We start from the raw sequence: 7,582 nt of genomic DNA, 5'->3' as shown, positions 1-7,582 counted from the left end.
CGGTTGAATCACAGTCGCTTGTTAGGAATTCATTGGCACTAAACATCAACTTCGCCAGGGTTACTGAGATATAGTTTAACTACATCTCCACGCTTTAAACCAAAATTACTATTACCTAAGTCAGCCCTTATCGCTTGAAGAACCTTATCAACTGCCAACAATGTCTCGACTGGAGTTTTTCGATCATTAGCTTTTTCCCTAAATTCACTCCAAGCCTTTATAACCTGTGGAGAAGCCCAAACAATCATTCCTCTCGATAGCTTCGTAAATTGATCCTTCAGCTCTTGAGGGAATTCCTCACTTTCTGGGTCAAGATCTTCGACATCAGAATCCTCGGCCGACATAAAGCGCTCTACTATATCGAAGAATGTCTCGTAAACTTCAATTTTCGCAGGTCTGTGACTATCCGATATTTCCTTAGCTTTGGAATTCCATTGCACGTAAAGAAGACCAATAAAACCAATAAGGGCAGTAATACCTGCTGCCGCAACTTCTTTGTCGAGACTTTTAACCCACGAGAAGAAATTTTCACCAATAATCCAAACCAAGTATCCTAGCCCGCCTAAACATGCGAGTGAAAATAGTGTTATTGCGAATTTCTTCAACTTTTCTCCTTTGCTCATTCGTATTCCTAACAGCTTATTAGTATGCACGCACATTTATCCTGGGTGAATCTTTTGAGAAAGCTCACGTAACTCATTGACCTAATTGAGAAATCTTCCATAACTCAAAATTCCCTGCCAGAAAAACGCGCACGCCTGTTAACTCCGGCATGCTGCGCACATAAACCTATAATCCTCTTTGCAATTCTGAGGGCAAGTTATTGATTCATTTGAAGTTTAAGTTACTACTCTCTGGGAAAACGAGCAAGGCCAAATGTAAAGTGTGCCGGATTTCCTGATTCTTTAAAAATATACTGTATGCACAGACAGTTTAAATTGGTGCGCATTGCGCACCCTACAGTTATTTCGATAATGGATTGATGCAGAGCCCGTAGATTGCTTTAGCGGGCTTGATTCAGAGGGTTTGATTCGGTGGGTTTGATTCGGTGGGTTTGATTCGGCGGGCTTGATTTGGTGGGCTTGATTTGGCGGGCTTGGCCCTACCTACCGCCAGTTCTATTCCGGCAATAATCCATAGTGCACCGTCGTATCCGTCATGCTTTCGGGGCTGAAGTCCGTCCTGCAATTTATTTGTTTTGCGCGCGGTCGCGTTTACCTGTCAGTTGCATTCGTTGTATTTAAGACCCGAGGGTGTCGATTCGCGTATGTGTCTGTAGTGGTTCAGATAGGGAGCCAGTGGTTCCAACAGAGAGCTTCGCCAGAGAGCACTTCGCCAGAAACAAAAAAGGCCCCGCAGGGCCTTTTGTCTTTCAGAATGTATGCGGCTATTCAGTAGTAGCAGCCCAGTAGTAGCAGCCGTAGCAGCCGCTTACATCAGTCCTTCCGCTTTCACGTAGGCTTCTGTCACTTCGATGGCTTTGGCGAATTTCTCCATCATCTCATCGATCTGAGCGGTGGTGATGATCAGTGGTGGGCAGAAGGCGATTGCGGTGCCGCCTACGGCGCGCAGAATCAGGCCCTGGTCCTGACAGGCTTTAGCCAGGTGATAAGACACAGCCGCCGGGAAGGCTTCATCTTTGGCTTTGTTGTGCAGGTCAATGGCGCCGATTAAGCCGCGGCCACGTACTTCACCCACTAATGGGTGATCCGCGTATGCCTGCAGTTTTTCCTGCAGGTATTTACCGGTTTCTGCGGCTTTGGCGAAGATGTTGTCGCGCTCGTAAATTTCCAGGGTTTTCAGGGCAACAGCACAGGCAACCGGGTGACCGGAATAGGTGTAACCGTGGCCAAAGACACCCAGCTGGTTGCTTGGCTCTACGATGGCGTCGTACATATCACCACGGATGGCGGCAGCAGAAATTGGCAGATAAGCAGAAGACAGCTGTTTCGCCATGCTCATCATATCCGGCTTGATGCCCATGGTGGTGGAGCCGAAGTCGTTACCGGTACGGCCAAAGCCACAGATCACTTCGTCAGCCCAGAAGAAAATGTCGTATTTTTTCAGCAGTGCCTGCACTTTTTCGTAGTAACCGTCTGGTGCGATGATCACGCCGCTGGCGCCGGTGATTGGCTCAGCAATAAAGGCGGCTACGGTTTCCGGACCTTCGGCCAGAATTTGTTTCTCCAGGTTACCGACGATGCGGTCAACGAACTGAGCTTCGCTTTCGCCAGCCAGTTTTTCACGCAGGTAATAAGGTGCGTCGGTGTGAGTAATGCCCAGCGCTTCTACCGGCAGATCGAAGTTGGTGTGGTTTACTTCCAGACCAGTTAAACAGGCTGAAGCAACGGTAATACCGTGGTAAGAACGTTTGCGGGAAATGATCTTACGTTTTTCCGGTTTGCCGATGGCGGCAAAGTAGTAATGCAGCAGTTTGATCTGGGTATCGTTAGCATCAGAACCTGAGTTACCGAAGAAAATATGCGCATTTTCAACCGGAATCATGGCCGCCAGTTTTTCCGCCAGATCCATACCCACCTGATGGCTTTTGCCACCGAACATGTGTGAGTACGACAGGTTGTGCAGCTGTTGGGTTGCTGCGTCGATCAGCTCCTGGTTGTTGTAACCCAGAGAGGTACACCACAGGCCAGCCATACCTTCGAGGTATTTATTGCCATTGTTGTCGTACACGTAAACGCCGTCACCTTTTTCGAGGATCAGGTTTTCGCCGGTTTTCAGGTTGGTGGTTGGGTAGATGATTGTGCTCATATTATCTCTGCTTAACAATGCGCCGATAAAACTACTGCGTTCGGGGAGGCCTCGTTAAAGCAGATTCAGAAGGTTTATTGAGAAAACTGAATGCGTTCTCTCAATTGTGCTTCGTCGTCTGCTTATGCCTGCCCGGCGCGCGTAACGTTTTCTTCCGCTGGATGACGGTTACTGCTGCATAGGTGGCGCGCTTACGCCTGGTTGATACCACCGATACAGATGTATTTGGTTTCCAGGAAGTCGTCGAGGCCATATTTGGAACCTTCACGACCCTGGCCGGATTCTTTAACACCACCGAATGGAATGACTTCGGAGCTGATGGCGGTTTCGTTCACGCCGACCATGCCGTATTCCAGCGCTTCGGATACGCGGAAAATACGGCCCATATCCTGGGTGTACATATAAGATGCCAGACCGAACTCGGTGTCGTTGGCCATGGCGATGGCTTCAGCTTCGGTATCGAATTTAAATACCGGTGCCACGGGTCCGAAAATTTCTTCACGGAACACGCGCATGGAGGAATTCACATTGGTCAGTACGGTTGGTTCGTAGAAGTGGTCGCCCTGTGCGCCCGGCTTACCGCCGATTACTACGGTTGCACCATCGGCTACGGCGGCTTTTACTTTTTCATCCACGCCCTGAACGGCTTTGGTGGTGATCAGTGGGCCGTGCGTAGTGCCATCGAGCAGGCCGTTACCGACGTTGAAGTTTTTTACTTTGGCGGCGAATTTCTCGACGAAGGCGTCGTAAATTCCGGCCTGAACCAGCATGCGGTTAGAACAGATACAGGTCTGACCTGAGTTACGGTATTTCGCCGCAATTGCGCCATCAACCGCTTTATCCAGATCTGCGTCATCAAACACGATCACCGGCGCGTTGCCGCCCAGTTCCATGGAGGTACGTTTTACTGTGTCGGCACATTGCTTCATCAGCAGTTTGCCCACCGGGGTGGAACCGGTGAAGGTCACTTTGCGCACGATCGGGCTGGAGGTCATTTCATTACCAATGGCCGGTGCATCCATACCGGTAATAATGTTGAACACGCCATCCGGCAGACCGGCACGTTTGCCCAGCTCGGCGATGGCCAGAGCAGACAGTGGTGTTTCAGCGGCAGGCTTGAGCACAAAGGTGCAACCCACCGCCAGACCCGGTGCGACTTTGCGGGTGATCATGGCATTCGGGAAGTTCCATGGAGTAACAGCGGCCACGACACCGATTGGCTGTTTGATGACCAGACCACGGCGGTCCGGGGTCTGCGGGATAACATCACCGTAAACCCGTTTACCTTCTTCGGAGAACCATTTGAGGAAGGACGCGCCATAGTTTACTTCACCACGGGCTTCGGCCAGCGGCTTGCCCTGTTCGGCGGTCATCAGGATGGCCAGATCTTCTTTGGCATCCATCATCAGGTCGTACCAGCGCTCAAGGATATCGCAACGCTCTTTGGCGGTTTTGGCGCGCCATTCGATCTGAGCTTTCTCGGCGATAGCGATGGCTTCGCGGGTTTCATCTGCGCCCATATCGGCGACCTGAGCCAGAACTTCGCCAGTTGCCGGGTTGGTTACGTCAAAGGTTTTACCGCCGGCAGCATCACGCCACTGGCCGTTAATAAAGCCCTGGGTCTGAAGTAAAGCGCTGTCTTTCAGTTGCATAAAAATCTCCTCAATTAACGCTAACGATAGCCCTGGCTATCTTTGCTTTATATAATGATTTAAAAGTTTTTACTTTTGGATATGCAAAAGTAAATCAATCCTGCAAAACACCCGTGCGGAGGCCGTTATGGGGCGGAAAAAGGCGGCCTTACCGGGCCAGCTGACAGATCTGGACCTGCGTTTGCTGCGGGTGTTCCGTGCCGTGGCGGAAAGCGGTGGCATCAGCGCTGCTGAGCTGCGTCTGAATCTGGCCAACTCCACCATCTCTAACTATATCGCTGATCTCGAAAGCCGGCTGGATATGCGCCTGTGTGAGCGTGGCCGCGGCGGCTTCAGTCTGACCGAACAGGGGCGGGTGGTGTACAACGCCAGCAATGAGCTGTTCAGCGCCGTGGATCAGTTCCGTTCGCAGATCAACCGCTCCCATCAGCGTTTATTGGGCGAACTGCACCTGGCCTGCGCCGAGCACCTGCCCGGTGGCCCGGATTCCGCCATGGTAAAAGCGTTAGGCCGTTTCTCCGACCTGGCGCCGGACGTGCGAGTGGAAATCACCACCTTATCCTCCGATGACGTTACCAGCGCGGTGCTGGACAAAAAAGCCGACCTTGGTGTCACAGTACTGTTGCAGGAATTTGCCGAGCTGGAAACGCTGCCATTATTCGATGAGCTGATGAATCTGTATTGCGGCGAAGATCACCCGCTGTACGGCAAAGCCAATGTTAAACCGGCGGATCTGGCTGAGTTTAAGTTTGTCGAATCGCCGCGCTTAATGCCCGGGCGGGAAGTGTCGCCGGATGTGCGTCTGTGGAACCGGCAGGCCCGGGCGCATCATCAGGAGGCGCGGGCGGCGCTGATTCTCAGTGGCCATTATCTGGGCATGCTACCGGAGCACATGGTGCGCAATTGGGGTTATGATCAGAAACTGCAGGCGTTGTTACCGGAGCGCTACAGCTACGCTAATACCTACAGCGCCATTCACCGAAAGCATCCGCGTAATGCCGAAGCCGTGGCCTTATTCTGCGAATGTCTGCAGGCAGTGTTGTGATCGGGGGGATAGTCATAAGCTTGCTGCAACCAGATTGCAGCCAATGGCTGTCGTCGTACATAAAAAGGAGAGTAGTTGATGAACCGACATCATCATGGTCTGTCTGTTGGTATCGAAACTCACGGTGATCTGATTTTTGTGGTCATCAAAGCCATCGGTAAATTAACCCACGATGACTATCGTCAGTTCACGCCGATGCTGGAGTCAGCGCTGGCCGCTGTAGAACACCCGCAGATAAAACTCCTGTTCGACGCAAGCGAATTCGATGGCTGGGAATTGCATGCGGCCTGGGATGATCTGCGTATTGGCCTGAAGCACGGTAAAGAATTCACCCGCATTGCATTATATGGACAACGGACAGGATTGGGCAGTTGGCAGGAATGGGCAGCGAAAATCGGCAGCTGGTTTATTGCAGGAAGAATGGAAGCATTTAGCGATAAGCAGCAGGCACTGCTTTGGCTGAGTGAAAATTAATCAGGTTGTTTTATGCACAATTTCTGACAAAATTAATCGACTTTATTTGGTTGGTTGTTTTTCGATCAGCTAGCCCGTATTAAAAAAAACACCTTATCTTTTTTCGCAACATCCCGCCGTTATTGTTCAGAATAATTTCCTTATAGCCTAGCCTTTTTTGTCTAAGTTTACTGTTGATTTATTAATTGACAGGAAAAAAGTCGATGAGAAAAAACCTTCTTCTTTCAGCAGTCATTCTGTCCAGCCCATTCTGGCTGACAGCGTGTGGAGGAGATTCTGACAGTACCGACACGATATCTGAAAATGATCCATTAACTGATGATATTGTGCCGGATGAAGAGGAACCTGTTGGTCCGCACACGCTGAGCTTTAATTATCTGCCAAGCCTTGATAAAAATGTGCAGTTATATGTGGCGGCAAAACTGGATGATGTCTGGACTGTTTATAATGATTTGGCTGACATTATTGTGCCGGATGAACAAACCGTCACCATTGTTTCTACCTGTACCAATACCGTCAGTGGCTACCAGTTTGGCACAGCGGTATATCAGCTGACCCCGGTTGAGGATATGGACCTGGGCAATCTGGATTGCGGCCTTTCAGGCGTTGACGTCAGAGCCTTGCGGGTAGAGTCTCAGCGCGCTGGTGATATGGTGATCGCAAACAGCTTTGAATCTACAGGCTATTACCACCTTGGTTATTTTCTTGATCCGTACGTCCTGTCGGAGAACGTACCAGCTCTGAGCATTACAGAGGACGACAACACTGGCACTGAATATATCTTTAAAACGCTGCTTGATATTTCTGAACTCGATGGCTGGGATTTGAATATTGATCTGAATATTGATCTTTCCACAACGCAGGAAACAACAACAGCGGATAAAGTGAACGCCAATATTGAGGTTCTCTACCGTATGCCGAACAGTGATGATGCGATGGAGCTGGATCGGAGTGGCGATGTATTTGTTCAGATTCCTGCTGAACTGCGTACCGAAGGTGATATGTTCGAGATGAGATATTCTCTCTTCGCCAGCAATGTTGTCGAAGAAGGATCGGAGGAAACCAGAACCGATTTCAGTGTCTTCGCCAGTGAAGCAGACACTGACATTGCGCAATCGGATAACCAGTTAAACCTTCCGAGCAGAATTGCTATGTCACAGGATGAACTGTCCTTTACTCTGGATGGTGAGCTGATTTCTGATGATGAAGAGCATGATCTTCAATTCATACAATTCCTGTTTAATGGTGCGGTTTACTATACCGATATGGTTACCTACAGCAGAGACTGGAACGTGCAGGTGGTTGATCTGAATGAACTCCCGGAACATTCATGGACCTATGCGCCACAAACACCGGCGGTTCAGAACGGTATGACTATAAAATATTGTTACGCTAACCGCTTTATGGCCTGTCTCGAACCTGTCGCCGGTGATGCTGTGCGTCTGGAGGAGCGGAGATTCATGAGCATGCACGACGAAGAATTCTTTTGAAGTAGCTTAGAGAATCTTCAATCAGCGCTCAAGCGGAAAAAGGGCTGCCATGATGGCCATTGCTGTCCCACAAATTTCTATTTAAGCATTTTCGAAAATTGTCAGGCCGCTTGTCCTCATAGAGGGGTCTTACCCCTCTCGCCGGACGGGCT

The 7,582-nt window shown here is 50.1% G+C and carries 6 protein-coding genes; 3 read left to right on the top strand and 3 right to left on the bottom strand.

Annotated elements, in window-relative coordinates:
* Positions 1 to 38: 38 nt before the first annotated feature.
* From B2Z72_RS17210 to B2Z72_RS17200, 3 genes are all read right to left on the bottom strand, one after another.
* Positions 39 to 623: a hypothetical protein gene (locus B2Z72_RS17210; protein ID WP_297005396.1), complete on the bottom strand. Its 585-nt coding sequence runs from the start codon at positions 621 to 623 to the stop codon at positions 39 to 41.
* Positions 624 to 1,431: 808 nt separating this feature from the next.
* A complete protein-coding gene (locus B2Z72_RS17205; protein ID WP_297005393.1) occupies positions 1,432 to 2,769 on the bottom strand; it encodes an aminotransferase in 1,338 nt (445 codons plus the stop codon).
* A 191-nt stretch (positions 2,770 to 2,960) separates the two neighbouring features.
* Positions 2,961 to 4,427 carry an NAD-dependent succinate-semialdehyde dehydrogenase gene (locus tag B2Z72_RS17200; protein ID WP_297005400.1) on the bottom strand — a complete coding sequence of 489 codons (1,467 nt, stop codon included), beginning with the start codon at positions 4,425 to 4,427 and terminating at the stop codon, positions 2,961 to 2,963.
* Positions 4,428 to 4,548: 121 nt separating this feature from the next.
* On the opposite strand from B2Z72_RS17200, the gene B2Z72_RS17195 reads away from it, so the two are divergent.
* The 3 genes from B2Z72_RS17195 (at position 4,549) to B2Z72_RS17185 (ending at position 7,430) form a co-directional block, all read left to right on the top strand.
* Positions 4,549 to 5,466: a LysR family transcriptional regulator gene (locus B2Z72_RS17195; protein WP_297005390.1), complete on the top strand. Its 918-nt coding sequence runs from the start codon at positions 4,549 to 4,551 to the stop codon at positions 5,464 to 5,466.
* 78 nt (positions 5,467 to 5,544) lie between these two features.
* Positions 5,545 to 5,940, top strand: coding sequence for an STAS/SEC14 domain-containing protein (locus tag B2Z72_RS17190; RefSeq protein ID WP_297005387.1), 396 nt, complete (start codon positions 5,545 to 5,547; stop codon positions 5,938 to 5,940).
* 203 nt (positions 5,941 to 6,143) lie between these two features.
* The gene (locus tag B2Z72_RS17185; protein ID WP_297005384.1) at positions 6,144 to 7,430 is read left to right on the top strand and encodes a hypothetical protein; all 1,287 of its coding nucleotides are present in this window, start codon (positions 6,144 to 6,146) and stop codon (positions 7,428 to 7,430) included.
* The last annotated feature ends 152 nt before the right edge of the window (positions 7,431 to 7,582 follow it).

The sequence above is a fragment of the Thalassolituus sp. UBA6592 genome (assembly GCF_002433655.1).
GTDB lineage: Bacteria > Pseudomonadota > Gammaproteobacteria > Pseudomonadales > Oceanobacteraceae > Venatoribacter.
The sequence above is the reverse complement of the archived record's forward strand: the minus strand, read 5'-3'. Positions and strand labels throughout refer to the sequence as shown.

Bases quoted from the DNA above. Each gene is read 5' to 3' on its own strand.
- B2Z72_RS17210 (WP_297005396.1), bottom strand. From the start codon at position 623: ATGAGCAAAGGAGAAAAGTTGAAGAAATTCGCAATAACACTATTTTCA.
- B2Z72_RS17205 (WP_297005393.1), bottom strand. From the start codon at position 2,769: ATGAGCACAATCATCTACCCAACCACCAACCTGAAAACCGGCGAAAAC.
- B2Z72_RS17195 (WP_297005390.1), top strand. From the start codon at position 4,549: ATGGGGCGGAAAAAGGCGGCCTTACCGGGCCAGCTGACAGATCTGGAC.
- B2Z72_RS17190 (WP_297005387.1), top strand. From the start codon at position 5,545: ATGAACCGACATCATCATGGTCTGTCTGTTGGTATCGAAACTCACGGT.
- B2Z72_RS17185 (WP_297005384.1), top strand. From the start codon at position 6,144: ATGAGAAAAAACCTTCTTCTTTCAGCAGTCATTCTGTCCAGCCCATTC.